Origin of the sequence: Anaerobacillus sp. (assembly GCF_046314235.1) — a bacterium.
Lineage (GTDB): Bacteria > Bacillota > Bacilli > Bacillales > Anaerobacillaceae > Anaerobacillus.
Genome location: NZ_JBKBWN010000003.1, coordinates 365,740 through 390,145 on the forward strand (window position 1 = coordinate 365,740; position 24,406 = coordinate 390,145).

Sequence of the window (24,406 nt, forward strand, 5' to 3'; positions counted from 1 at the left end):
TAGGAGGTTGTTAAAAATTCAAGATAGATTAAATTCTAATTTTTTGAAAATCATTTTAGGAAAAAACTTGCTGAAATTACCATAAAATGCTATGATTAATTTATCTTATTAGAAAGCGAGGGATGTATGATGATTACAATGAAAATGAAGTATACGTTAATTGTTAGTAAAACACAGCCCTCAAGTGAAGCTTTTTAATTTGCGTTTTCTCTATTGGATACGTACATCTTCACCATGGGCTGTGTAATCAGGCCATGGTTTTTTAGTTACGGAAAAAGGGCCTACAAGTAGTAGGTCCTTTTATTTTTTACACATGTAAAATGTGACAAAAATATACAATATCCAATTGGAGGAAATAACATTGAATTTAAAGCAATTAGGTTGGAATGAAGAATTAGCAAAAGACTTTAAACAATATGAGATAGAAGGATATACTGTTGGACGTATTGCCTTAGAACATAAGCGGATGTACCGTGTTTTCTCTGAGCTAGGTGAGCTACTTGCCGAAGTTTCTGGAAAATTTCGTTTTGAAACTAGGGGGAGAGAGGAATTTCCTGCCGTCGGTGATTGGGTCGCTATGAGTGCTAGACCAGAAGAGGGAAAGGCTACGATCCATGCGGTCTTACCAAGGTTTAGTAAATTTTCTCGAAAAATAGCCGGAAGAACGACAGAAGAACAAATCGTTGCTGCCAATGTTAATACAGTCTTTTTAGTGAATGCCTTAAATAACGACTTTAATCTTCGAAGAATTGAACGATATCTGATCATGGCATGGGAAAGTGGGGCGACACCAATTATTGTGTTATCGAAAGCAGACCTTTGTGATGATGTTGAAACAAAGCTTGCCGAGGTTGAAGCTGTCGCTTTCGGTGTCCCTACTTACGTGACTAGTTCGATAGAAAATAAAGGTCTTGAGCCACTTCATCATTACATTGGGGTTGGTCAAACGGTTGCCTTATTAGGGTCTTCTGGAGCCGGGAAATCCACATTAACGAACTACTTCCTTGGGTGTGAGAAGCAAATTGTACAGGATATTCGTGAAGGTGACGACCGTGGTAAGCATACGACGACTCACCGTGAATTAGTCGTGCTCCCTAATGGTGGCCTTATTATCGATACTCCAGGAATGAGAGAACTTCAGTTATGGGAGTCAGATGATGCCTCAGAACAAGTCTTCCACGATATTCATGAACTTGAAAACCAATGTCGTTTTAGAGATTGCACCCATGGCTCAGAACCAGGTTGCGCGGTGAAAAAGGCGATTGCTGATGGAGCATTGGCTCAGGCTAGATATGATAGTTACCTTAAGTTGCAAAAAGAGTTAGCCTATTTAGCTAGAAAAGAAGATGTTCGAGCGCAGCTTGCGGAAAAAGCGAAGTGGAAGAAAATTTCTTCCGGAATGAAAAACAGACCGTGAGATTAAAAAGAAAAGTGGTAGTGAACTACAACCAGTTTACAGTTTAATTTTAATTTTTTTTTTTTTGTAACGTAATTATGTAACAAGCGTCTAAACCTTTAATAGAAAAAAAATATATATGGAGGGTTTAGATGATGAGAGTAAATTATCTTTTGTTAACGTTGGTTTTCTTTATGACTTTAGTAACTGTAGGCTGTTCTCAAGGAGAACAAGAAGAGGTACAGGGTTCTCCGACTACTGAAATCCATTTAACAGAACAAGTAGAAGGAATTTTTGAAGGTTATGCAGATGGAGACCAAGTCATCATTAGTCAGAATAACAAGGAAGAGTATTATTTAATTAGTTCAGATGTTGTTGGAGATCTTGATGTTGTAGAAGTTGGTGACCGTATTTATTTTTCATTTGAGAAGTCCGCGGAAGGAAGACTTGTATTACAAACATTAAGATTAGGTGAGTAAAAATATTAGCTAACGAGGCTATCCCGTACTGTTGGGGAAGCCTCGTTTTTTTATGGGAAAAGTTTTGCGACAATCGATAAATTCTATCCTTATTACTTTTAAGTTTGAATTTGATAGATGATCAGTAAAATTCTGGGCGCCGATCGGCAAAAATAGGAATTTGTTCACGGACTTGGCGGACTTTTGTTAAATCGATTGACGCTGTTAGTTGTGTTGGTTGCTTTTCGGCTTCTGCCAAAATTTCGCCCCATGGGTCAATAATCATTGAATGACCCGCAAATTCGTTTTTCGGATCATGACCTGCACGGTTACAGGCGACGATGTAGCATTGATTTTCAATGGCACGGCTCGTTAATAACATACGCCAATGATCTAGGCGTGCTAGAGGCCACTCGGCAACAACAAAGACGATTTCAGCTCCGTCGGTCGTATGCGCCCGCAGCCATTCGGGAAAGCGAATGTCATAACAAATAACGCCAGAACTTGGAACACCATCAAGTTTGAAATGCCCTTTCGAATTGCCAGCTTGTAAATAAAGATGTTCATCCATTAACTTAAACAAATGAACTTTGCTATAGTCAGCAACACATTCACCAACACGATTAAAAACGTACATCGTATTCGTAACCCCACTTGCTGTTTTTTTGGCAATCGAACCACCGATGATGTTTACTTGATACACTTTAGCGAGATTGGATAAAAATAGTTTCGAATCGTTGCCATCAACATCGGCAATTTGATCTAGACGGGTTAAGTCATAGCCTGTTGTCCAAAGCTCTGGAAGAACGATAACATCTGGCGTAAAGTCCATTGCCTTCCTTATTTCTTCTTCAACGCACTGCTTATTTTTCCTTGGGTTTCCAAAATCAATATCGATTTGTAGACAGGTAACCTTCATTACATATCAACTCCCAATAGTATCGTTGTAATCAACTTTAACGATAGCTAACTAATTTTTCAATCAAAAACAATCTTTTCACTTGAATTGAAACTTAGTGTTCGTAACTCTCGTCTAATGAAGTAAGAAGCAATCTAGAAATATGAGGGGGACTAACCGTGAATAAAAAGTTGGTTATAGCTAGTTTGGCAATCATGCTAATTTTCGTTATAGCTTTAACAAAACAACTAACGACTCATTCTCCAGTACCGACAGGGAAAGATAGTTGGGAATTACCTAGCATAGAAGAACTTCCTGTTGTCGGTACGTTAGAAAATTTCGAGTCGATTATAAAGGAAATAAACAAAAAGCAAGAATATTTTACGCACAGGGCTATGGATGAAATGGCGCCAAGTGCAGAATTCGGATTTTTAAATAAGGACACAGAGAGCTCTGAAGCAACCTCTGACTACTCTTCAACGAACGTCCAAGTTGCCGGTGTTGATGAAGCCGATCAAGTGAAGAATGATGGCACATTCATCTATCAATTAAGAGAAAATCAATTAGTGATCTCAAAGGTTAATCCCGGAAATGATATGACAGTTGTTTATACGGAAAGCTTTAAGGATGATTTTTACCCTTATGAAATGTATGTAGATGAGCAATTTCTAGTCTTGATTGGGATGCACTCAACATACGATGATAAAGGGTACTACCATAAGGATTTTACTCAAGTAAAAGTCTATCAATTAAATGAGCGTAGCAATTTAACGCTTGTTCGTGAGTCGGAGATAGAGGGGTATTATTCTTCGTCTCGTAAAATAAATGATCAAGTATATATCGTTTCTAATAAGCATTTACCATATTACTTGTTCAATCAACCAAAGCCGCCAATGAATGATCCCGACTTGAAGCCAACTTATCGAGACACTGCGCTTTCTGAGGAGTTTCAAATAGTCGATTGGGATAAAATGTACTACTTTCCTGAGTCTTCGGAGGCTAATTACTTGATTGTATCAGGAATTGATTTAGGAGATCTTAAAAAAACAATGTCCGTTAACAGCTTTTTAGGCGCTGGAAATACCATCTACGCAACGAAAGAACATTTATATATCACAAGAACGCATCACCACTTTGACCAAACCGCAGGTGGTAAAATTGCGGACTGGATCTTTCACCCAAGTACGAAGCAAGATACACTTATTTATAAATTTAAACTAGAAAATGGTGCCGCGACTTTCATAACAGAAGGGAAAGTAGAAGGAGCGTTACTAAATCAATTTTCGATGGATGAACATAATGGCCATTTACGGATTGCAACTACAAATGGTGATATGTGGAATGAAAGTAACCCTTCTGAAAACCTACTTTTCATCCTTAACCACAAGTTAGAAGAAGTCGGTTCTATTAGAGGAATAGCTAAAGGAGAACGAATTTACTCCGCACGCTTTATGGGCGACCGTGGCTACATTGTTACTTTTAAACAAGTAGATCCATTATTTGTACTAGATCTAAAAGAACCAACAAAACCGTCAATTCTCGGGGAGTTGAAAATTCCTGGATTTAGCGATTACCTTCATCCTTACGATGAAAATCATATTATTGGCTTTGGGAAAGACACGATGGAAAATGATTTTGGCGGCGCAATGGTTCGTGGCTTTAAGATGGCTCTGTTTGATATTACCGATGTGAATAATCCAAAGGAAAAATTTGTAGAGATTATTGGAGATAGTGGAACACACTCTGCCCTTCTTTATAATCACAAAGCATTGCTCTTTTCTAAGGAAAAAAATATCATTGGCTTCCCAATTGATATGTATGAAAACAAAGCGGAAGGTCGGATGATGTACCCTGAGCTAACCTTTCAGGGGGCGTACGTATTTGGGCTAGATCTTGAACATGGCTTTCAGTTAAAATCGCGAATTAGTCATTATGCTGGTGGAAAGGCAACCGATAAAGATTGGGACTACCAAAAGCATATATCGAGATTAATGTATATTAACGAAACCATTTACACGATATCGAATTATAAAATTGAGGCACATGACTTAAATAGTTTTGAGAAAATCGGTCAGTTGACCTTTACAAAATAGGAAGAAAGCCACTATGAAAACAACGAAGTTTACTACTGTGATAGTGTTAATAACTAAAATAGAGTACGGATTGCTATGCAATTTGTACTCTATTTTTTTATTAAATATGGGAATTCAAATGGTGATGGACAATTGTCAGTTAACTAGGCGGGCATGGCTTGTCCTAGTAAAAATGTATCCGTTTTTATTAATTTTGTTTAGATTTTAAATTTTCTATAAATGAATAGTAAGCCCTATATTAACCTATTTAAATCTAAATTATTATTTAATTGTCAGTTTAATTTGTAAAAAAAGGAATATAGGGATTTTATTCCCAAAGAATTAGGTTTGTAACAAATAACTATGAAAGGGTGGAACTTAGGTATATACATACCAAACAAATAAATAAATAAATAAATAAATAAATAAATAGGGCTGACAAGTTTGAATGAAAGATTAGAGGAGGAACTTTATATGAAACTAAAATCAATGTTTGTAATTTTATTAAGTATTTCTCTCTTATTTGGTCCGGTGATTGCAGGTGCACAGAACTACGACTTTGAAAATAGTGTAATTGATTCTAAAATAAGAGAAATTAATAATTTAACATTTTCTTTAAGCTTAAGTCAGCAGCAGGATTTTAATACTTTTTATCCAAATAAGGCAAAGAAAAAAGAAGTAGTAGATGAATACTTACAAGAAGCTAACAATATCCACATTGAAGTTGAAGAGTTCTTCAATTCTATAGATAGTGAGGACTTTTATCATTCTGTCAAATTTGAAGAGTTAATTAATAGTTTAGATAGATTAGACTTAGAGGTAAACAAGGTTGAAAACCAACCGATTTATGATATTGGTGGACCAGGTACTGTGTCTACAATGAATACTAGTTCGACTTCTACATTGTCTACGACTTCTACCTCATGGCGATATGGAGATATTTTATATTACGGCATAGGTAGTAAAAATGCTATTGGCGAAACATCTTTTACTGGTCACACGGCTGTTTTGTCGACAACTGATTATTTTGTAATTGAAGCGGCAAGAACGGCGAATAACGGTGCGAAAGTTCATCACTGGAATAGAAGCAATCTATGGAGAGGCGCTTCTGGAATTAAACAATATAAAGTTACAAGTAAATTAGGGAAAAATGCTACAACAACTGAAAGAAGAAAAGCCGTTAACTTTGGTTTAAATCAAGTAGGGGAACCATACAAATTAAAAACAACTATTTTCTCAAGCGATGCTTGGTATTGTTCGAAGCTTACGATGAGACAGTGGTATAATGCAGGTTACGATTTAAGAGGTGCTAGAGGCCTTCATGTTAGCGGGATTTTATTAGTAATTCCATATGATATTAGAATAGATGCTAATACACGATTGAATAAAGATTGGGGAACTTCCCTACCAGGTAAAATCTAATAAAAAATGGAGAATCACTTTTAAATAAAGGCTGATTCTCCATATTAAAGTTTGTGGAGGAATTATGAAAAAGAAATTACTTCTTGTTATAACCACGATAGTAGTGCTAGTAATGATACTATTTAATTATCTTTTTAATAACGTAGATGTTAACAGCGAGCGAATTGTAGTTAATGGGATTGAAAACTTTAATCCAACAGCAGACAGAAGTGGTACAAAAGAAAGTTATTTATTATTCTATCCAGCTGACTCAAGGGTCTCACAAGGGGCTACTTTAGTTAAAGAAGTAACTACTGATGGAGAAGTAATGAAGGTATATGAAATTAAAGACGATGAATTTAGACGTATGGAAATTCATCAGAAACCTAACGAAATTAATAAGTTGTATATTTCCTTGTTTGGTGAGGCTGTCATTAATAATTGGTACTATACCTTTGATATTGACCAACAGCGATTTAACAAGGTTGATATAGAATATTTTAACTATGACGTGGGAGTAGATCATATAAAGCATTATGGTCCTGACGTTCTATTCCAAACAATTGTGTCATATAAGACAGGTGATCAAAACTATGATCCAGAAACAGGCCTATTTAATATGTCAATTTCAAACTACACAACTGAAAAAAGCTATGAAACGGAGTATGGATATCCACCAAATTGGTCTCCAATTTTACAGTCGGGTGATACAGTCATTTACGCTGGTAACGGTCAAGTCAATGATGCTGGAATCGCTGAAAACGCTTTTGTAGCGCTGATTAATAGCCAAACTGGTTTAGTAGAGTATACGAACTTTGATAGGCAATCGACAGAATTTTTTCCATTATACGCAACAGATGAATATGCTTATATTATTGGGAATGCAGGGAAGATTTTTGTGTTAGATAATGAAAATAATTATTCTACATACGAACCTTTTAATGATTTGTTGCCTCAAGATTATTATTATAATATCGACGGCTTTGGGACACTTTTAATTAGCGATGGAGTTGTCCTACATTATCTTTATAGCGAAACCGCGGGGATAACATTAGGGCTGCTGTCATTGATAGGAGAGCCAACATTTACTCCTCTTGATAAAAGTTATATAGATAAAGATAATTCGTACCGAATATTATATCAAGACACGATAAATGAAGAAATTTATCTACTAGAATCAACATCAAATAATGATGGCAATCTCCTAGTGATTAATAATCAATCCTTTGATTTAATTCATAAAATCCCTATAGAATACGAATATTTACTAGATTTCGTGATAAAAAATGAGTAGAGCAACACGTCAAAAGAATAACTAGGGCTAAAAGCCAATAACGACCTTTACAAAAGGGATATTGGCTTTTTTCTGTGAAAAAATTTGGTCGAGTTCTTGAGCAAGCCTCTTATACAGGAACTGGGTAACAGCGAAGAAAAAGGACTCGACCGATATTTCATTGGGTGCTGATTGGAAAATAATGAATGTTTTGTATATATAGAAATTCAGCTCGTGATTTTCTTTTTTATTATGGTAATATTATGGTAAACGTTTGCACTAGGAGAGATCTTTTTGAACTGTAAATCTGTAAAATCAAAGCTGTTAGATTATCATAAAGGGAAGTTAAGTTTCGAAGATTACAAGAAAATAAAGATGCACATTGACGCTTGTGATGATTGCGCGAAAAGTTTGTATACGGTAATAAATGATATACAAAGACAACGACCGAAGATGCCAAACTTTTTTTCGAAAAGGACAGCTCTTGCTATCGTTTCGTTAATTATGCTTTTAGCTATTGTAGCAATGGTTACTGGCAGACTTGACTTTTTAAGTTCGCAACAAGCAAGTTTCGGTGAAGTCGTTGACGTTACTGCAGTAAGCAATAACATCGAATTTACCATCACCCATGCAGCTGCAGATGAAGAACAGACGATAGTATATTTTGAAATTAAGGATTTAGAAAACGCGCACAACTTTTATGTAGACATCGAAGACATAGACATAGATTCGAACATGGTAAGGCCGTTTTTTATGAAAAATGACGGAGATGGCGTTAATAGGGGAGAACTGTTTTTGTTATCATTGTTGGAAGAGGAAAAAACGATCCCAATTCGCATTAACAGGGTATACCGTAGCAAAGATCCAACGATTGAACCCTATTCTATCGAGTGGTATGCCCCTACAAACCAGGTTGTTGTTGAAGGTGTGTGGGAACTCGAAGTACCAATCAAAAAACGTGAACAATTAATTTACCCGCTAAATGAAACGATACAGCTAAATGGAGTAAATGTGGATTTAACTCAGATCACTGTTAGCCCAACTAAGACAGCGGTAACGTATCAATATAAGTACGATAATAGTAATGAGCACAATCTTGATATTAATCTTTCTCATCTTGAAGCAAATGGGAAAAGGTATGAAAAGCAGCGTGAACATAGTGAATTATTCGATGATATTCTAAGTAGAACAATTTCTTTTGATAGCATCTTTTACAACAGACCAAAAGACGTTGAAATTTACTTTGCAAATATGTACCAAAGTGTCGCTAATCAAGTGAAAATTGATTTTGATTATCGTAACGTACCTCATACTTTTACATACATGGGCGAATCTATTACAATTGCAGAAATTGAAGTGGGAAATCCGACAAAAATATTAGTTATAGAAGACGCCCATCCTAAACGTGACTACAATTTTTTAAATATTAATTCTTCATATTTTCATTTTGATGGTGAGTATAACCTTTATGAAGTAGCCACTTCGGGTGAGGGAGTATGGCTTGATAATACTGGTCAAGTGCAGGATCCTTTAGCTTATCAAGGGGCTTCACCTTTACGGTACTTTACAACAGAACATTTTTTTGAAATTACTACTGAAAAGGGGAGCGCACCGTTTAAACCTACTTTTCTCTACATTGAAGGATATACGATAGAAACAAGCTTAAATGAAAGATTGAAGGTTTCATTGGATTAGAGCGTAAGGAACTTCCTGGTCCTAAGCCTTTAGCCTGTCAATACTGTGGGAAAATAGTGAAACGAGATCCGAACAGAAACCTTTGTCCATCCTGCAAAAAAATGTTAGAGTAGGGGACGAATTACAACAACGTGCATCAGCAGAGTTAGGAGACTAAATCATGAAGTTATTAACGCTAAATTGTCATTCGTGGCAAGAGGAAGATCAGCTTAATAAGATTAAAATTTTAGCAGCTACGATCAAAGAAAATGACTATGATGTTATAGCACTTCAGGAAGTGAGTCAAAAAATAATCGCAAAAAAGGTTGATGGACAGATAAAGAAAGATAATTTTGTCTACGTCCTCCTAAACGAATTAAAAAAGTTAGGTGTCAGTACTTATACATATGTTTGGGCATTTTCACATATTGGGTTTGTGTTTTACGAAGAGGGTGTGGCTATTTTAACAAAGCATAAAATAGAACGTAGTCCATCGTTTTTTATTACCGAGTCTCAAAGTAAGTATAGTTGGAAAACGAGGAACATTATTGGGATAACGACGCATATTAATGAAAAGCCGGTCTCCTTTTACTCCTGTCACCTTGGCTGGTGGAACGATGAGGACGAGCCGTTTAAAGCTCAAGTGGATAAGTTGATGACATTCCTGCCAGAAAATGAACACATTTTTTTGATGGGCGACTTCAACAATGATGCTGCTGTTCGAAACGAAGGTTACGATTATTTAGTTGGTAAAGGCTTTTATGATACGTTTCAACTAGCCAACGAAAAGGATAGAGGAATAACGGTACCTGGTCAAATAACTGGTTGGGCGAAAAACACCGATGATTTAAGGTTAGATTATATTTTTACAAATCAGCCTATTGCTGTGCAAAGTTCAAAAGTTATTTTTAACGGGGAAAATAAGCCGGTGATATCTGATCATTACGGAGTAGATCTCTTGATAAAGGAATGCTGATAAGAGGAGAAAAGGAGCCAATTATGTTCGAACATTTTGAAGTAACAATGAAACCGTTTAACCGCAAAAGAACGGTGCGAGTCTATTTACCAAATGATTATTACGAAAACGAAGATAAAGCGTACCCAGTTCTTTATATGCATGACGGACAAAACTTATTTAGAGATGAGGATGCCGGGTACGGTGTTTGTTGGGGAATTGCTGATTATCTTGATCAAAGTGAGATTGAGGTTATTGTTGTTGGGATCGATTGCAATACCGAGGGTTTTAAACGACTTGATGAATATTCACCTTGGAAAAGTACAACGATGAGTAAAATTTTCCCGATGTTTTCCGAGGAGATTGGTGGCGAAGGTCAACAATATATTGATTATATCGTCAATGAACTAAAACCAATGATTGATGAAAAGTATCGAACAAAGCAAGCTGAAACTGCGATGGCTGGTAGTTCAATGGGTGGCTTAATTTCTACATATGCCGCTTGTGCTTACCCAACGATCTTTAAAAAAGTAGCGTCAGTTTCTTCCGCCTATTGGTTTAATCAAGAGGAAATTGAACACTTTATTAGGGAAAGCGATCTATCATCTATAGAAAAATTTTATATGGATATCGGTACAAAGGAAGCGACAGAAACGATTGATGGTGAGCGTTATGTTCAATCAAGTAGAGATATTTATGCAATTTTGAAAGATAAAGTAAGTGATTGCCAATTCGAGATAATTGAAGATGCTCTTCACAATGAAGACGCGTGGCGAAAGCGAGTTCCCGAGATTTTTAGGTATTTATTCAGTTGATTAGTGCGGCATGAAGCAGTCTTTGTTGCTTTACTAGTCTCGCAAAAAGTGAATTCACTAAAATAAACCACAAAGAAAAGGCATAGAGAATTCTCTATGCCTTTTCTATAGATAAATCAAATGATTAAATCATCTGATTTTTATCATTAGATTTGTCTATTGGTTGCTTGTCAAACCGATACCGTTTTTTTTAGCTTGTTTAACATATCAACGGTCATTTTTGCAAGATCATATTCTGATTTGAAGCCCCATTCTTGTTTTGCTGCTGTGCAGTCAATGGCGTTTGGCCAGCTATCGGCAATCGCCTGTCTTGCTGGGTCAACGTCATAATCCATAACGAAGTTTGGAATATGTTTTTTAATTTCTGCGGCAATTTGTTCAGGTTCAAAGCTCATCGCTGTTACATTGAATGAGTTGCGGTGGATTAGCTTTGTTGGGTCGGCTTCCATCATATCAACAATCGCATTTAGAGCGTCTGGCATATACATCATATCCATGTACGTTCCTTTAGCAATGTATGAAGTGTAACGACCTTCTTCAATTGCTTTATAGTAAATGTCAACTGCATAATCAGTCGTACCGCCACCTGGTGGGGTAACGTATGAGATTAAGCCAGGGAAACGAAGCCCTCTCGTATCTACAGCATATTTGTGATAGTAATAGTCACATAGAAGTTCTCCTGATACTTTGTTTACGCCATACATTGTCGTTGGACGTTGAATGGTATCTTGTGGTGTTTGATCTTTTGGCGTTGATGGTCCAAAGGCACCAATCGAGCTAGGTGTGAAAAACTTGCAATCTAGTTCTCTAGAAACCTCTAAAGCATTCACAAGTCCACCCATATTTAAGTTCCAAGCAAGTAGCGGCATTTTTTCAGCTGTTGCTGATAGTAAAGCAGCTAAATGAATGACGGTATCAACCTGATGTTTTTTTGCTACTTCAAACATCGCTTCTGTGTTTGTTACATCTAATATTTCAAAAGGACCTGACTCAACGACAAGACCACCATTATCACGAATATCCGTAGCAATAACATTAGTTGCACCGTAAATGTCACGTAATTTAACCGTAAGTTCCGAACCGATTTGCCCTAATGCACCAGTTAGTAAGATTTTCTTCATATCGATTACCCCCTATTTCCGTAGTGAAGTGATTTTCAGAGTTTAAATAACCCCTAATTCTTTCCCTACTTTTTCGTAAATAGCGATTGCTTTGTCTAGCATTTCTTGTGTATGCGCAGCTGTTGGCATATTACGAACACGACCTGTTCCTTGAGGAACGGTAGGGAAGACGATTGATTTTGCGTAAACACCTTCTTCATATAATCGTCGACTGAATTGCTGCGTCAATTTTTCATCACCAATAATACAAGGTGTAATCGGTGTTTCACTTTCACCAATGTTAAAGCCAAGCTCTTTTAAGCCTTTCTTTAAGTAATGACCGTTTTCCCAAAGGCGATCATGAAGTTCAGTGCTTTCCATTAAGATTTCAATGGCCTTTTTACAAGCTGCGACATCAGCAGGAGGAAGAGCGGTAGAGAATAGGAACGGTCGACTTCTAACTTTTAACCATTCGATTAACTCTTTTTTACCAGCCACATAACCACCGACAACACCAATCGCTTTTGAAAGTGTACCGATTTGGAAATCAACTTTATCAGAGAGACCAAAGTGCTTAACAGTACCAGCACCTTTGCCTAAAACGCCTGAACCGTGAGCATCATCTACGTATGTGATCAAATCGAATTCTTCAGCAATTTGAACGATTTCAGGGAGCTTGGCAACATCGCCATCCATTGAAAAGACACCGTCAGTGATCACCATTATTTTGTTATATAGTCCTGATTCAACCGCTTCTTTTGCTTTTGCGCGTAAGTCCTCCATATCCGAGTGTTTTACACGAATGATCTTTGCTTTTGAAAGACGGCAGCCATCAATAATTGAAGCATGGTTTAATTCATCTGAAAGAATGGCGTCATTTTTATCCATAACAGCAGAAATAGCAGCCATATTGCAGTTAAAGCCTGATTGATAGGCAATTGCAGCTTCTGTATGTTTGAACTCAGCAATTTTTTCTTCAAGGTCAGTATGAAGCTCTAATGTTCCATTAATGGTCCGAACAGCGCCAGCACCAACACCAAATTCTTTAATGGCTTTTAAAGCCACTTCCTTCATGCGCTCATCAGTTGCTAGCCCTAAGTAATTGTTTGAAGATAAGTTTATTAGCTCGTTTCCATTTATTTTAATCATTGGCCCATTGGCACTTTGTAAGGGATCGATAACATTGAATAATCCTTTTGATTTTAGGTCATCGAGGTTTTCTTTTAAAAAGCTATCTAATACTTTAGCCACATTAATTCCTCCTTGTTATTCCTGAAAAGATAAATGTACACGCTGAGCGTACATGTAATGAAATTCTTATGTTAATATTTCTACGTTGTATAAATGATTTTATCACAATTAATTCGTTTTGTTTACCTAGAAAAGACAAATTCTTAGGAAAAAAATGATATTTTTGTAGTTTGATTAAATCGTTTACATAAGGGGGAAGTTTGTCTTTTTGGAATGGACAAATAGAGTGATGTTGACAATTAAACTCGAAAGGGCCTTTCAACATATAAACTCTTGGTATCAAATGAACCATTTCGTTGAAACATTATCAGGAGATAGTTTCAATCAAGGTTGAGCGGAAAATCATGAATGTTTTATGGTAGAATAGGTTGGACAGAAAAGAGTCGACTATTTTAGAGAGTAAGAGGGGAATTGAATGAGATTAATTAAATTAAAAATGATAGTTATTAGCTTATTGTTGTTTAGTCTGATTGCTGTTGGTTGCAACAACACGCAATCAGAAAACATTGAACTTAATATTGCCGCTGCTTCAGATTTAACCCTGGCTTTCACTGAAGTAGGTAAGGTATTTGAAGAGGAAACAGGTATAAAAGTTACGTTCTCATTTGGTTCAACAGGACAGTTAGCTGACCAAATTGAACACGGTGCGCCTTTCGACGTTTTTGCAGCTGCTAATAAACAGTTTATTGAGCAATTAGATGAAAAAGAATTAGTCGTAAGCGATACAAAAATGCTTTATGCTCTAGGGCGAATTGGACTTGCTACTAAGGTTGATCAACAACTTAAAATAGAAACGCTTGAACAATTAGTAGAGTCAGCTGTTGTAAAGGTGGCAATTGCTAATCCTGACCACGCTCCTTATGGATTAGCGGCAAAGCAAGCGTTACAAAATGCTGGGGTATGGGAAACGATTGAAGATAAGCTTGTATTTGGCCGAAATATTTCAGATACATTAACTTTTGTTGAAACGGGTAACGTCGAAGTGGCGATCATTGCACTTTCGTTAGTGAAAGAAGAAGAAGTCAACTTTACCTTGATTGATGATCAGCTGCACGCACCATTAGAACAAATGATTGCTGTCATCAAACAAACAAAGCATGAAGAACAAGCGAGAGCATTTATTGATTTTATTAGAGGACCAATTGGCAAGCCGATCATGGAGAGCTATGGGTTTGTTGTACCGGTAGAGTGACTTGAAACTTTTCATGAAATATTTATTTACATTTCCCTATTTTTGGTGATACTATGAACAAAATATGAAATGCGATGATGAGAAGAGTAGATCGTTTAATTCTTTAGCAGAGAGCTCCGGTAGCTGAAAAGGAGCAAGAATGAACGTTCGAAACAAGCCTCTGAGCAGCACATTGGAACCTAATCGGGGATGGTGTGACAGGAGCTCCTGTTATAGAGCTAGGGTATATGCTGATTGCCGTACCTGAAAAGGTTAATATGGTGACATATTAATAAACAGGGGTGGTACCACGAATTTGAAATCTCGTCCCCAAGACTTTACGTCTTGGGGGTGGGATTTTTTTATTTTGTCTAAAAAATAGGAGAGAGGGTTTGAAGATGAGCGAAAATTTTTTAGGAAAGTTAATTGAAGATGATTTGAGCGCCAATACTTTTCCAAGACCAATTTGTACGAGATTCCCACCAGAGCCAAATGGTTACCTTCATATTGGAAGTTTATTTGCGGTCCACACGAATTATATGATTGCCCAAAAATACCGAGGTCATTTCAACCTTCGTTTTGATGACACTAATCCGTTAAAGGAAGATATGAAGTATGTAAATGCTATCATTGAAGACATCGATTGGTTAGGATATAACACAAATGGTCGAGTATTTTACGGGTCTGATTATTCGGAGGAAATATTTGAAGCAGCGCTGACCCTAATTAAAAAGGGTAAGGCCTATGTTTGTGATTTATCACCAGAAGAAATAACCGAGTATCGAGGGACACTTACTGAAGGTGGAAAAAATAGTCCTTACCGAAATCGCTCTGTAGCAGAAAATGTCGGGCTGTTTATGAAGATGAAAAATGGCGAGTTCGCAAATGCCTCCAAGGTTCTAAGAGCAAAAATTGATATGAGTTCACCGAATATCACCTTGCGAGATCCAGTACTTTACAGAATTATTCACGCGCCACACTATCGAACAGGTGATAGTTGGTGTATTTATCCGTTATATGATTTTGCCCACCCGATTCAAGATGCCATAGAAGGAATTACGCACTCTTTATGTTCAAATGAGTTTTTGGAGCATCGCCCTTTATATGAGTGGGTTTTAAGAGAGTTAGATATTGCTGATCCGCCTAAACAACGAGAGTTTGGCAGAGTCAATGTAACCGGAGTAGTTACAAGTAAGCGTTATTTACGAGAATTAGTTACTGGGGCTTACGTAGATGGCTGGGATGATCCAAGATTACCGACGATTCGTGGCTTAAGAAGAAGAGGATTTACGCCTTCTAGTATTAAAAGCTTTATTGAAGAGATTGGGATTCCAAAACAACAAACATTTGTTGACATGGGCATGCTTGAACAATCATTACGTGCTGACTTAAAAGCAGAAGTCGTCAGTAAAATGGCGGTGCTGAACCCATTAAAAGTTGTCATTACCAATTACCCAGAAGGTCACATAGAGCCTTTGCCTGTCAAAAATAACAGTGAAAATGGAGAATTAGGTAATCGAGAGGTCCCTTTTTCGAAAGTTATCTATATTGAGAGCGACGACTTCATGGAAGTACCAATTCCGGGCTTTAAACGTTTAACGCTAGGTACTGAAGTGCGTTTAATGGGGGCTTATTTTATTAAGTGTCATGATGTGATTAAAGATGAGGCAACTGGCAATATCCGAGAACTGCACTGTACGTATGATCCAGAGACGAAAAGTGGCACTGGTTTTAAAGGAAGAAAAGTAAAAGGGACGATTCATTGGGTTTCTGCTGAGCATGGTATCAAAGCGGATGTTCATCTTTACAACAGGTTAATTATTACTGATGAGATTGGCAAAGACAAAGGCAAACCGTGGGAGGAAAAACTAAATCCTGAGTCACTTGTCATTTTGAAAGATTGTATGATTGAGTCTTCGGTAAAAGACGTGAAGCAAGAAGAGAAATTTCAATTCATTAGACACGGTTATTTCTGTGTAGATACAAAATATACAACAAAAGTTCGTTTAGTTTTTAATCGAATAGTTCCTTTGAAAGACTCCTGGAAGCGATAGTGAATAGTGGGGAGGCTGTCCAAATGCAATCCATCAGTAACTTCGTCAACTAGAAATAGATTGTCTACAAGGATACTGCGATAGTTGCATTTTGAGGTACGCTGAAAGTTATGGGGGCAGTCTCTTCTTTATTTGAAACCTTTCCTCTTTTTTTCTCGTCTAATATTTAAAATAGGAAAGCAGAAAGTAGGCGGGCTTATGAGATATTTATTGATAATCGTAATGTTTTTTGGATTAATAGGCTGTGGTCAAGGGAATGAGGGCGACAAAAAGACAGGATATCCAGGAGCTCAAAGTGAATATGAAGTGAAAATTCCAGTAAGATCAGAAGATGAAGCAGTTAGAGTTGTCCGAGATTTTGCGGCAAGTGAACTAAATGAACTGGCTTATTCAGGCTTATACTTACTCCACGATCCAAGCACCCATGTCGTAATGCTTATTCAAGAAGACTATTTTAATGAAGAAGTTGCTAATCAACTAGTAGCATTTGCTGAAAAAAATGGAAGTGCAAGTGGTAGTGAATTTATGATTACCTTAAAGCCTGCCCAATTTTCATATAAGACACTTGAAACAATCACAAATGAACTATTAAACTCACTTGATGACTTACTTACGAACCGCAAAGTGTTTTCGATGGGAATCGATGAAATGGAAAATCGAATTGATCTTTTTGTATCAACAAAAGCTGACTTAAATTTAGATTTACTTAATGAAATTATAGAAGGAAATGAAGCAATCCTAAACATCACGGAAGGGTTGATGAGTTCGGTAGATGATAATGGTGTACCAACAGCTGATCCTTACATTGTTGGTAAAATAATGAGTATAGAAGGTAGTTCACTGTTAATCGAAGACCAAATTTACTTTTCAGTCGATGAAGCAACGCTCATCTTGGATAGTCAAGGAAAAACGATCGAAATGAAAGACTTAAACGTCGGTGATACTGTTGCTGCATGGACAGACGGTCACATTCTCGAATCATTCCCTGCACAGGGATATGCTCTCGTTATTCAGGTCCAGTAAGGTATGTATATTGTATTTTTGAGCCTAGCTATAGAAAATGATCCATTCGTTTTGACATGTGTGTTTAGCATTTAAACTCTTTGTCAAAAATGAGGAGGTCATAATTTAAAGTGGGGCGAAAGAAGTGAATACGAATTTTTATCATTTATCTGTAGAACTCATCGTTGGATTTTTTGCCTTGTTTCTCGTAACAAAATTATTAGGGAAAACGCAAATCACCCAGCTTACACCCTTTGATTTTGTTTCTGCGCTCGTTCTGGGAGAATTAATCGGGAATGCCATTTATAGCAAGGATATAGGTGTTCGCTATGTCTTATATGCGATTGGTTTATGGGGAACGTTTATTTATTTGTTAGAATGGGTAACGCAAAGGTTTAAACAAACCCGGTCAATTTTAGAGGGGAACCCGGCAATTGTCATCCGAAATGGCAAAATTGACCGTCATCAATTAAAGAAAAATAAATTGGACATTAACCAACTTCAGCACTTACTCCGTGATAAGGATGTATTTTCAGTTCGGGAAGTAGAATTTGCGATTTTAGAAGCAAATGGTACGGTTAATGTCATGAGAAAGCAACAATACGAGAAGCCAACAAAAAAAGATTTGAACTTAAAACCGGAACCTGTCTATATGCCAATTGCTGTCATAAGTGATGGAGAGGTTTTATGGGATAATTTAAAACAAGCAGGGTACGACGAACAGTGGCTGCAGCGCCAGCTAACAGCAAAAGGGATTGTCAAACCAGAGCAAGTATTCTTTGCCGAGTGGCTCGAAGGCGACCAGATGTATGTGAGTACTTATATATAGGGATAGCTGCGGTTTTCATGATGGAAATCGCAGCTTATTTTTTTGGGGGAATCTTCGAGTTCTTGAGCCTCTTAAAAAGGAAAACAGCCAAGTGAAAAAAACTGGTAAATGTTTTTTCTTTCAGCATAGAAAAGTAAATCTAGAATGATTTGCATGTGCTTATTTTTAGTTATCGAATTACGGATTTATTTGAGAAGATTTGTATATATGATTAGACGATCAGGTAATTTATGTTAAAATAGGTGTTAGTTTTTTAATAAATCAGGAAGAAAATCTGGAAATCAGTTTAAAAAAAAGATTTCAATCGATTTAAAGAGTTAGAGATTTGGAGGGGTGTTTAACATAAAGGCCTAGTCCGATAGTAAGACTGATTTAGGAATTCCTGTATAAAAAAATTCGAAAGTGAGTGATCTTATGACAAACCCAACTTGGTTTTTTGTGCTAGCATCGTTAATAGCTGTTATTGGAATTTTATTTGCTTATAAGCAATTAATGGCAGTTGTTGAAGAAAGAATTGAGCGTAAGGAAATCGTCACCCAAGAAAATTTTCAAAAAGAAATGAGCCGTTTCTTTATAAAAGTGCCGATTATTGAAATTATCCCAATTTTATTAGTTGTTTTTGGCTTTATTCAGCTTGGAGAAGCAGCTGGGACTGGAGAAGTAAGTGATATTATCTTACCATTTGGAGTGATCCTTCTCGTATTCGTTTTTGCGGTAATAAATGTAATCTTACTGCGTGGCAGAGTCATGTCGATCAACGAAATCGATAACCAATCTAAAGCGTTTGTCAATACGTTATCATTCATTGGCGTCGCGTTACTTGGTGCACTTCCGATTATTTCGTTTGTGGCGATGATGTTATTTATTGGGTAGAAGAAAACAATAAGAAGATAGGAGGTATTACGACTGGCGTAATACCTTCTTTTTTATGATGAAACTATCGATCATAAAAGAAACGATTTCAAGCAAGCAGCACAAAAAGAAGATGGTCAACGTAATGTGACCATCTTCCTTACCGCATCCAACGAGCTTATTTTCTGGGGTCGTATCGATTATTGTTTCCCACAGACACCTCATTTCATTATTGTTAAGAACAATCTTGAAATTTCCGGTTATGCTGCAAGCTAATCACCTCATTAAAGGTACAATCGAACTTCCTAATGTTATTGATCGTAACATTCAAACGCTGCTGGAGTTGGTAGTGAGTAGCATCTCTGCTCCTCAAGAAATAGTATGTCCGTTTCTTTCTGACTCATGTAATGAATCACCTGTTTTTTTTAGAGTTTATAACTTCGGTGAAAAGATTGCTGAAGGAGTAAACCAAGAAATTAGTCTTGAAAAATAAGGAAGTTTTAAGTTGTTTTTTCAGAATTTTCAAGTAATAATAAAACATAGGATGCACAGTATGGATTAGGGGGAAAAAATTTGGAAGTTACGATTCAAAAGCAACCACTAAAGAGACGAAGTATTTTAAAAAAAGCGATTTTGGGATGTATTGTTTTAATCGTCATGATCCTTCTAGCAATGGCCCTCTGGGGGTATCTCCAACTTAAAAAACCTTTACCGAAGCTAGAAGGAACTGTACAAGTGTCTGGACTTCATGAACCAGTTGCTGTTTGGCGAGATCCTAATGGTGTTCCTCACATCGAAGCTAACAATGAGCACGATCTTTATTTTGCACAAGGGTACGTGACCGCTCAAGATCGTTTGTTTCAGATGGACTTAGGAAGAAGGCAGGCGTCAGGAACATTGAGTGAGGTTATTGGCGAGGCGACATTAAACAATGACAAATATTTTCGAACGTTTGGACTAAGAAGAGCAGCCGAAGCGACAATTGATCACCTATCAGACGATGCCCTTCTAGCGCTTACGGCTTATGCCCAAGGAGTAAATGCCTTTATTTCAGAGGCAAAGGAAAAAGGAACATTGCCCATTGAATTTCGGTTTATGGGCTATGAGCCAGAGGATTGGTCCGAAGTTGACTCACTAACTCTAGGTAAGTATATGGCTTATGACCTCGGGGGAAATTGGCATAATCAATTATTCCGTCAATATGTTCTTCAGAACTTTACAGAGGAAGAAGCATTTGACTTATTTCCGAGTTACCCGAAAGATGCGCCAACGATTTTGGATGTTTTAAAGGCACATCAACTAGATTTTAAAGAGACAATTGCGAGCCACTTCGTCCCGAATCCCGAAAATGGTAGTAATAACTGGGTTCTTGCGGGTAACCGAACAGAAACAGGGCTGCCGTTACTTGCTGACGATCCTCACCTAGGGTTGGCAACCCCTTCGATCTGGTATGAGACACATTTGCAATCACCTGAAGTCAATGTCACAGGGGTTATTTTCGCGGGAATTCCAGGAATTATCCTTGGTCATAACGAGAATATCGCTTGGGGTGTAACAAATGTAGGACCAGATGTGCAACAACTCTATATTGAAAAACGCAATCCTGCTAATCAATATGAATTTGAGTATATGGGTGAGTGGCAAGAGGCTACTGTTATTGAAGAACAAATAGTGATTAAAGGAAAGGAAACACCTGAAAATTATGAGATCATTATCACTCGACACGGACCAGTCATTTCTGAATTCGCTCATGATAATAGTCGTGATACAGCGCTTTCGCTACGCTGGACCGCCCATGAGCCAACACCAGAATTAGAAGCGGTCTTACGCTATAATAAAGCGACGAATTGGGATGAATTTAAAGATGCATTGACTTATTTTCAGGCACCTGCGCAAAATTTTGTTTTTGCTTCTAAGGATGGGACGATCGCCTATCGAGCCAATGGCCGAATTCCAATTCGCAAAAATAATGAAGCATTAGTCCCAGTACCAGGTTGGACAGATGAGTATGAATGGGAAGGCTATATCCCTTGGGAAGAGTTGCCAACAGTTGTTAACCCAAGTAATGGGATGATTGCTACGGCCAACAATAAGGTCGCAGGAGACGACTATCCTTATCACATTTCTCATAGCTGGGCCCAACCTTTTCGGCAAAAACGGATTTTAGAAGTATTGAATGAAAAAGAAATTTTTACAGTCGAAGATATGAAGGCGCTTCAATTTGACCAAAAAAATCTACAAGCAGAGGAAATGTTACCTCTTTTACTAGCTTCTCTAGAAAAGGGTGATAACTTAAGAGAAATTGATCAAAGGGCGATTGCTTTACTAAAGGACTGGAACTATTTTGATGACATCAATCTTGCTGCGCCACTCATTCATCATTTATGGATCGCTACTTTTACAGACCAAATTTTTAATAACCGATTTAAAGACGGAATGTTTAAGCACTTTAGGGACAGTAAAGTTGTCGCCGATGAATTCATTCGCCGTGCTTCAAATGGAGATGTTAGTCCATGGCTTGAACGAAAAGGAGGCTTCGATGAGGTTGTCGTTAAATCGTTCCAACAAGCCATCGACCGCGCTAGTGAATTACAAGGCTCGAACATCGATAAATGGTCATGGGGCAATTTCCACCAAGTGAAGTTCAAACATCCATTAGCATCGATTTCTCCTTTACATCATTTATTTAATCCAAAGCAGCAACAAGTAGGCGGCAGCTCGGTTACTGTTATGGCAGCTTCCTGGAATTTGGAGAGCGGTGAAGTTACCCACGGTGCAGGGTGGCGAGGCGTTATGGACTTATCAGATTTATCAAAGAGTTACCATGTTGTCACCCCTGGCCAATCCGGTCACGTCACAAGTCGATGGTATGACAACCAAATCACCGATTGGACAACAGGGAAGCATCATGAAACGAACCTTGATCCACAAGTTTACCAAGCAACAGGCAAAAAACTTCAGCTTCTCCCGAAAGGTAGTGAATAGGTGCCAGGCACCTAAACTTTTAAATACACAACATTCAGCACTAAATTATGCAATGTTTTGCATTGTAAAAAAGCACGAAGAAAACAGTTCTTCGTGCCTTTATTTTGATGTTACTCGTTTTTATTTGGAAAAGAAGATTCTACGCCTATGGTGATAATAAATTATAACTGTTGTCTAGTATTTATGTTTTTATTCTGCTTTATTACTTCCTCACTGAATGCAATTAATTCTCTATTAAACTCAGTCGAATTATCTTGGTTTGCAATATGGTGAGCATCCTTTATTATTATTAGATTACTATTTTTTAAAGTGTCATTGAATTTAATGCTCATTTTCTTTACGAATGATGCTTCATGATCCCCAAAAATAATTAAAGTTGGCTGTTGAATGGGAGTGGGAATACCTTCTACCATATCTCGAAGCATATCTTTTGTAATATGAACAATTACATTTTTCCCTGTTTGTGTTGACACTTTTTTCAAATACTTTTTAGTATGTTCCTGTAACGCTTTATGTTCTGCAAACATTGTAAACATTTGCTTACTTGGGATGAGTGTAATGAGTGGCTTTATGAAAGGGATAAGTGATTTCAAGAAAAAACTACTCTTAGGATAAAGTCCGGCACCACCAATATGAATAGTTGCAATTACCTTCTTTGGATATGAATGAGCTATATGTTGTACTATAAAACTTCCAAGTGATTGACCAACTAAAATAGCTTTATCTATCTTAAGATGATTTAATAGACTAACAGCTATATCTGCACACTTTTTTGAATAAGGTATATCGGTATCTAAATGTGACGATTGACCATGGTTTGGTAGGTCAATAACTATTACTTGGTAATACTTTTCAAGTTCAATAATTTGAAATTCAAACGTCTCGTGATTCATTGCAACGCCATGAAAAAATACTAATGTCGCCTTATTATTCTGTCCATATATTTCATAGTATAAGGACCCTTGCTCAAACTTAAAAAACATGCCCATCCCCCCTCTTAATATACTAACTTCAATTTTACTATTTAACTAAATGTATAATCTTATATATTGGTGAAAAATTTGTTAATTATTCCTATTTTTATTTAAAGATAACTACTAGGTTATTCATTTAGAAAGTGGCTATGAAACCAATTATTGTTTTAAATCGTCTAATCTATGGAAGTTGTAGGTCAATATGCTTAGGATTGGGGTGAACTGTTTGAAAAGAAAAATAGGTAAAATCATGATTAGCCTTTTAGTTTTTTTATTTATATTTACTTTCTTACCATTAAAGGGGTTTGCTTGTTCATGCGAGGAGCCTAAATCTCCACTAGAAGAGTTGAAGGATAGTTCCGCGGTTTTCAGTGGAAGAGTGATTGGAATTGTAGATGAGAATAAAGGTAAGGAGTTACTCTCTGGGGACGATCCTATTAGGGTATTGTTCGAAGTAAACGAGACTTAGAAAGGTATCAATCAGTCGCAGGCTATTATTTATACAGTAAGAGATACGGCTACGTGCGGTTATCACTTTACGGTTAACGTTGAGTATTTAGTTTATGCAGATGAGTGGGACGGGGAGCTAAAAGCTAACCTATGTTCAAGAACGGCCCCATTAGCAACCGCCAAGGAGGATATTAAAATCTTAGGAACAGGAGAAAAACCAACTGAACAAATTTCAATAGACATTGTCGGTGAGGGAAAAGAAAAAACTATAGAAAAGTCTAAATATAAGCCAAGTTCGTTAATCATCATATTAGGGATTACAACAATTGTTTTGATACTAGTACGCTTTCGGGTAAGCAAAAAATAAGTTATTCAGAAAAATAAAGACGCCAAATAAATGGCGTTTTTAAAATTACTGATTATTGTTATTTTTATTGCTATTGTTATTTCTTTGTTTATTGTTGCCAGTTAAACTGTTAATTGCGTTTGCTGTTCCATCAACAGCATTCATGGCAACATTTTCAGTTGTCTCTAAAGCGCTATGAACTGCGTGAAATGCAGCTCCTGCAGTATTTTTAATTCCATCAGCTACACCATTATTGTATTGTTGGTTATTTTGCTGATTTTTACTTTGTTGGTTGTTCTGATTTGATTGGTTTGACATTTGTTTCACCTCCTTAACAACGATAGGATTTGTATTATACGATTAAATATTCTGGAAGATTTTTGTTCCGTTTTTTCTAAGAGATGAAGCTTAGGTTAATGTGCAGGATTATTCTAAATGGGCGTTGAATAA

The 24,406-nt window shown here is 37.0% G+C and carries 21 protein-coding genes and 1 other annotated feature; of the genes, 16 read left to right on the forward strand and 5 right to left on the reverse strand.

The features are described 5' to 3' along the window. The first annotated feature begins 361 nt into the window (after positions 1 to 361). Positions 362 to 1,417 (forward strand): ribosome small subunit-dependent GTPase A, encoded by a 1,056-nt coding sequence (gene rsgA, locus ACK4M9_RS05970; RefSeq protein WP_409848679.1) that lies wholly within the window; start codon positions 362 to 364, stop codon positions 1,415 to 1,417. A gap of 131 nt (positions 1,418 to 1,548) precedes the next feature. After that, positions 1,549 to 1,875 carry a hypothetical protein gene (locus ACK4M9_RS05975; RefSeq protein WP_409848680.1) on the forward strand — a complete coding sequence of 109 codons (327 nt, stop codon included), beginning with the start codon at positions 1,549 to 1,551 and terminating at the stop codon, positions 1,873 to 1,875. A gap of 121 nt (positions 1,876 to 1,996) precedes the next feature. Here the strand turns inward: ACK4M9_RS05975 and ACK4M9_RS05980 are convergent, their stop codons facing one another. After that, the gene (locus tag ACK4M9_RS05980) at positions 1,997 to 2,773 is read right to left on the reverse strand and encodes a carbon-nitrogen family hydrolase (RefSeq protein ID WP_409848681.1); all 777 of its coding nucleotides are present in this window, start codon (positions 2,771 to 2,773) and stop codon (positions 1,997 to 1,999) included. Between the two features lie 158 nt (positions 2,774 to 2,931). On the opposite strand from ACK4M9_RS05980, the gene ACK4M9_RS05985 reads away from it, so the two are divergent. The 6 genes from ACK4M9_RS05985 (at position 2,932) to ACK4M9_RS06010 (ending at position 10,942) form a co-directional block, all read left to right on the forward strand. Next, positions 2,932 to 4,845 carry a beta-propeller domain-containing protein gene (locus tag ACK4M9_RS05985; RefSeq protein WP_409848682.1) on the forward strand — a complete coding sequence of 638 codons (1,914 nt, stop codon included), beginning with the start codon at positions 2,932 to 2,934 and terminating at the stop codon, positions 4,843 to 4,845. Between the two features lie 453 nt (positions 4,846 to 5,298). Next, positions 5,299 to 6,246 (forward strand): YiiX/YebB-like N1pC/P60 family cysteine hydrolase, encoded by a 948-nt coding sequence (locus tag ACK4M9_RS05990; RefSeq protein ID WP_409848683.1) that lies wholly within the window; start codon positions 5,299 to 5,301, stop codon positions 6,244 to 6,246. 64 nt (positions 6,247 to 6,310) lie between these two features. Continuing rightward, on the forward strand, positions 6,311 to 7,519 hold the full coding sequence (locus ACK4M9_RS05995) for a hypothetical protein (protein WP_409848684.1): 1,209 nt from the start codon (positions 6,311 to 6,313) through the stop codon (positions 7,517 to 7,519). A 273-nt stretch (positions 7,520 to 7,792) separates the two neighbouring features. Then, complete coding sequence (locus tag ACK4M9_RS06000; protein ID WP_409848685.1) at positions 7,793 to 9,193, forward strand: DUF5643 domain-containing protein; 1,401 nt, start codon at positions 7,793 to 7,795, stop codon at positions 9,191 to 9,193. Between the two features lie 160 nt (positions 9,194 to 9,353). After that, on the forward strand, positions 9,354 to 10,148 hold the full coding sequence (locus tag ACK4M9_RS06005) for an endonuclease/exonuclease/phosphatase family protein (RefSeq protein ID WP_409848686.1): 795 nt from the start codon (positions 9,354 to 9,356) through the stop codon (positions 10,146 to 10,148). Between the two features lie 23 nt (positions 10,149 to 10,171). Continuing rightward, positions 10,172 to 10,942: an alpha/beta hydrolase gene (locus ACK4M9_RS06010; protein WP_409848687.1), complete on the forward strand. Its 771-nt coding sequence runs from the start codon at positions 10,172 to 10,174 to the stop codon at positions 10,940 to 10,942. 170 nt (positions 10,943 to 11,112) lie between these two features. Here ACK4M9_RS06010 and ACK4M9_RS06015 read toward each other — a convergent pair whose 3' ends face one another. Next, the gene (locus ACK4M9_RS06015) at positions 11,113 to 12,063 is read right to left on the reverse strand and encodes an L-threonine 3-dehydrogenase (RefSeq protein ID WP_409848688.1); all 951 of its coding nucleotides are present in this window, start codon (positions 12,061 to 12,063) and stop codon (positions 11,113 to 11,115) included. A gap of 42 nt (positions 12,064 to 12,105) precedes the next feature. After that, a complete protein-coding gene (locus ACK4M9_RS06020; protein WP_409848689.1) occupies positions 12,106 to 13,293 on the reverse strand; it encodes a glycine C-acetyltransferase in 1,188 nt (395 codons plus the stop codon). A 415-nt stretch (positions 13,294 to 13,708) separates the two neighbouring features. Here ACK4M9_RS06020 and modA point away from each other — a divergent pair, with 415 nt between their 5' ends. From modA to ACK4M9_RS06055, 7 genes are all read left to right on the forward strand, one after another. Further along, the gene (gene modA / locus ACK4M9_RS06025) at positions 13,709 to 14,485 is read left to right on the forward strand and encodes a molybdate ABC transporter substrate-binding protein (RefSeq protein ID WP_409848690.1); all 777 of its coding nucleotides are present in this window, start codon (positions 13,709 to 13,711) and stop codon (positions 14,483 to 14,485) included. Between the two features lie 65 nt (positions 14,486 to 14,550). Next, positions 14,551 to 14,799: a binding site (T-box leader), on the forward strand. Between the two features lie 63 nt (positions 14,800 to 14,862). Next, complete coding sequence (locus ACK4M9_RS06030; RefSeq protein ID WP_409848691.1) at positions 14,863 to 16,518, forward strand: glutamine--tRNA ligase/YqeY domain fusion protein; 1,656 nt, start codon at positions 14,863 to 14,865, stop codon at positions 16,516 to 16,518. Between the two features lie 198 nt (positions 16,519 to 16,716). Next, on the forward strand, positions 16,717 to 17,541 hold the full coding sequence (locus tag ACK4M9_RS06035) for a hypothetical protein (RefSeq protein WP_409848692.1): 825 nt from the start codon (positions 16,717 to 16,719) through the stop codon (positions 17,539 to 17,541). 124 nt (positions 17,542 to 17,665) lie between these two features. Beyond that, a complete protein-coding gene (locus tag ACK4M9_RS06040) occupies positions 17,666 to 18,349 on the forward strand; it encodes a DUF421 domain-containing protein (protein ID WP_409848693.1) in 684 nt (227 codons plus the stop codon). A 414-nt stretch (positions 18,350 to 18,763) separates the two neighbouring features. Continuing rightward, the gene (locus tag ACK4M9_RS06045; RefSeq protein ID WP_409848694.1) at positions 18,764 to 19,222 is read left to right on the forward strand and encodes a hypothetical protein; all 459 of its coding nucleotides are present in this window, start codon (positions 18,764 to 18,766) and stop codon (positions 19,220 to 19,222) included. Positions 19,223 to 19,448: 226 nt separating this feature from the next. Next, entirely contained in the window at positions 19,449 to 19,694 is a 246-nt protein-coding gene (locus ACK4M9_RS06050; RefSeq protein WP_409848695.1) for a hypothetical protein, read from the forward strand. A gap of 80 nt (positions 19,695 to 19,774) precedes the next feature. Beyond that, positions 19,775 to 22,186, forward strand: coding sequence for a penicillin acylase family protein (locus ACK4M9_RS06055; protein ID WP_409848696.1), 2,412 nt, complete (start codon positions 19,775 to 19,777; stop codon positions 22,184 to 22,186). Positions 22,187 to 22,347: 161 nt separating this feature from the next. On the opposite strand, the gene ACK4M9_RS06060 is transcribed toward ACK4M9_RS06055, so the two are convergent. Next, positions 22,348 to 23,169, reverse strand: a complete 822-nt coding sequence (locus ACK4M9_RS06060) for an alpha/beta fold hydrolase (protein WP_409848697.1) — start codon at positions 23,167 to 23,169, stop codon at positions 22,348 to 22,350. Positions 23,170 to 23,386: 217 nt separating this feature from the next. Here ACK4M9_RS06060 and ACK4M9_RS06065 point away from each other — a divergent pair, with 217 nt between their 5' ends. Further along, positions 23,387 to 23,629, forward strand: a complete 243-nt coding sequence (locus ACK4M9_RS06065; RefSeq protein ID WP_409848698.1) for a hypothetical protein — start codon at positions 23,387 to 23,389, stop codon at positions 23,627 to 23,629. Positions 23,630 to 24,022: 393 nt separating this feature from the next. On the opposite strand, the gene ACK4M9_RS06070 is transcribed toward ACK4M9_RS06065, so the two are convergent. Beyond that, the gene (locus ACK4M9_RS06070) at positions 24,023 to 24,274 is read right to left on the reverse strand and encodes a hypothetical protein (protein ID WP_409848699.1); all 252 of its coding nucleotides are present in this window, start codon (positions 24,272 to 24,274) and stop codon (positions 24,023 to 24,025) included. Between the last annotated feature and the right edge of the window lie 132 nt (positions 24,275 to 24,406).

Excerpts from the sequence above, each read along its gene's own strand:
- ACK4M9_RS05975 (WP_409848680.1), top strand. The coding sequence starts at position 1,549 with ATGATGAGAGTAAATTATCTTTTGTTAACGTTGGTTTTCTTTATGACT.
- ACK4M9_RS05980 (WP_409848681.1), bottom strand. The coding sequence starts at position 2,773 with ATGAAGGTTACCTGTCTACAAATCGATATTGATTTTGGAAACCCAAGG.
- ACK4M9_RS05990 (WP_409848683.1), top strand. The coding sequence starts at position 5,299 with ATGAAACTAAAATCAATGTTTGTAATTTTATTAAGTATTTCTCTCTTA.
- ACK4M9_RS05995 (WP_409848684.1), top strand. The coding sequence starts at position 6,311 with ATGAAAAAGAAATTACTTCTTGTTATAACCACGATAGTAGTGCTAGTA.
- ACK4M9_RS06005 (WP_409848686.1), top strand. The coding sequence starts at position 9,354 with ATGAAGTTATTAACGCTAAATTGTCATTCGTGGCAAGAGGAAGATCAG.
- ACK4M9_RS06010 (WP_409848687.1), top strand. The coding sequence starts at position 10,172 with ATGTTCGAACATTTTGAAGTAACAATGAAACCGTTTAACCGCAAAAGA.
- ACK4M9_RS06015 (WP_409848688.1), bottom strand. The coding sequence starts at position 12,063 with ATGAAGAAAATCTTACTAACTGGTGCATTAGGGCAAATCGGTTCGGAA.
- modA (WP_409848690.1), top strand. The coding sequence starts at position 13,709 with ATGAGATTAATTAAATTAAAAATGATAGTTATTAGCTTATTGTTGTTT.
- ACK4M9_RS06030 (WP_409848691.1), top strand. The coding sequence starts at position 14,863 with ATGAGCGAAAATTTTTTAGGAAAGTTAATTGAAGATGATTTGAGCGCC.
- ACK4M9_RS06035 (WP_409848692.1), top strand. The coding sequence starts at position 16,717 with ATGAGATATTTATTGATAATCGTAATGTTTTTTGGATTAATAGGCTGT.
- ACK4M9_RS06045 (WP_409848694.1), top strand. The coding sequence starts at position 18,764 with ATGACAAACCCAACTTGGTTTTTTGTGCTAGCATCGTTAATAGCTGTT.
- ACK4M9_RS06060 (WP_409848697.1), bottom strand. The coding sequence starts at position 23,169 with ATGTTTTTTAAGTTTGAGCAAGGGTCCTTATACTATGAAATATATGGA.
- ACK4M9_RS06070 (WP_409848699.1), bottom strand. The coding sequence starts at position 24,274 with ATGTCAAACCAATCAAATCAGAACAACCAACAAAGTAAAAATCAGCAA.